The following is a 1346-nucleotide window of genomic DNA, read 5'->3' as shown; positions in this document are numbered from 1 at the left end:
CCGGCTCTTTATCGCTGGATGTAAGCGTAAGCTCTGAAATCGACATATGTCCAAGCCCTCATTCGGCTCAACATCGTCAATCACGCCGTGATCCGGAAGGTGGGTGCAAAACACCGCTTACGGATCGCTCCGTCGCGGTCCTGAATGTCTGCGGGCTGGGGATCAAGCACGAGTGCGCGACCATCCATGTCCACCATCACCTGTCGCTTGCGACCCTTGACCTTCTTGCCCGCGTCATAGCCACGCGGACCGCCGCTCTCGGTGGTCTTGACGCTCTGGCTATCCAGCACGGCGGCGCTCGGCGGGGCCTCTTGCCCAGTCCGCTCGCGGTCCAACGCAACAAGGCAACGATTGATCCTCGTGAATAGCCCACTGTCGCGCCATCGGCAGAAGTAACCAAACACCGTGCTCTTGGGCGGCAGGTCTTTCGGGATAAGCCGCCACGGGATGCCGCCGCGCAACACGTAGAAGATCGCGTTGACGATTTCGCGCAGCGGCCAGGCGGGTTTGCGCCCTCTGCGGGCAGGTTCAGGAAACAGGTGAGAGAGCACCCTCCATTCGCCATCCGTCAGGTCGGTTTCGTATCGGGGCTGATTGCGACTATAAAGCCGCCGGGTGGTCGGGTTCCACGTGGCGCTTCCATTCAGGCTTCAGACCCCTCCTTGGAATCATCATCAGCCCGATCACTCAACCCCAATTCTCGGGCGGGCTCTAAGACTCGGCCGAACGGAAAACCGCGTTCATCCGGCATAGGCGAAATAAACCTTACCTCTTTTCGGATCGACAATGGTGACGCTCCCGCCTCTTCCATATTTATAGAAGGAGCCGGACGACTGTATCGCTTCGTTTACTTCAACATCTTTTCCAGATTCAATAGGAATATCGAAGCCATATTTGTTTAAGTATTCTAACAGCGTTGGAATACGCGGCTCGACATTTTCGCCGGATGTAATCTGCTTACCCCACTCTTTTGGAGACCATTCGCGGAACGCCCGCTTATCGCCGGCGTAATCAATGGGCGTTGCTCGCCAAGATTTGCTGGAACCATCTAGCGCGGCAGTTAAGCGACCCCCTTGGCCTCTTGCCCATTCAGCGCTCGCGTCAGTTAGCCGATAGACAACAAAGCCAGTTTCGTTATCGCCGGGACCACCGAAGCCCCAAGACTCTTCCAGCCGATATTCTATCTGCGAAACCACTAAAGGCGCTGGCACCCGCGCTAGGACCCGTGATCTGTCCGTCGTCAAATGAACTGAGACTTTTCGGGCTTTGGAAGAGCGGAGTTTCCGGCTCGGTTTGCGGGTTGATTTAAGCCGCTTTGGCGTGATGGTTCAAGCGGCGCTGTCTGA

At 56.8% G+C, this 1346-nt stretch carries 1 protein-coding gene and 1 pseudogene; both read right to left on the bottom strand.

Going from position 1 to position 1346, the window contains the following annotated elements; genetic code table 11:
* Window positions 1-122: 122 nt before the first annotated feature.
* Window positions 123-647: pseudogene (locus L0976_RS28520) on the bottom strand (IS5 family transposase); the annotation flags it as partial.
* Between the two features lie 93 nt (window positions 648-740).
* Window positions 741-1196 (bottom strand): hypothetical protein, encoded by a 456-nt coding sequence (locus L0976_RS28515; RefSeq protein ID WP_234190767.1) that lies wholly within the window; start codon window positions 1194-1196, stop codon window positions 741-743.
* Between the last annotated feature and the right edge of the window lie 150 nt (window positions 1197-1346).

The organism is Shinella sp. NM-101 (genome assembly GCF_021401195.1).
Classification (GTDB): domain Bacteria; phylum Pseudomonadota; class Alphaproteobacteria; order Rhizobiales; family Rhizobiaceae; genus Shinella.
The sequence above is the reverse complement of the archived record's forward strand: the minus strand, read 5'-3'. Positions and strand labels throughout refer to the sequence as shown.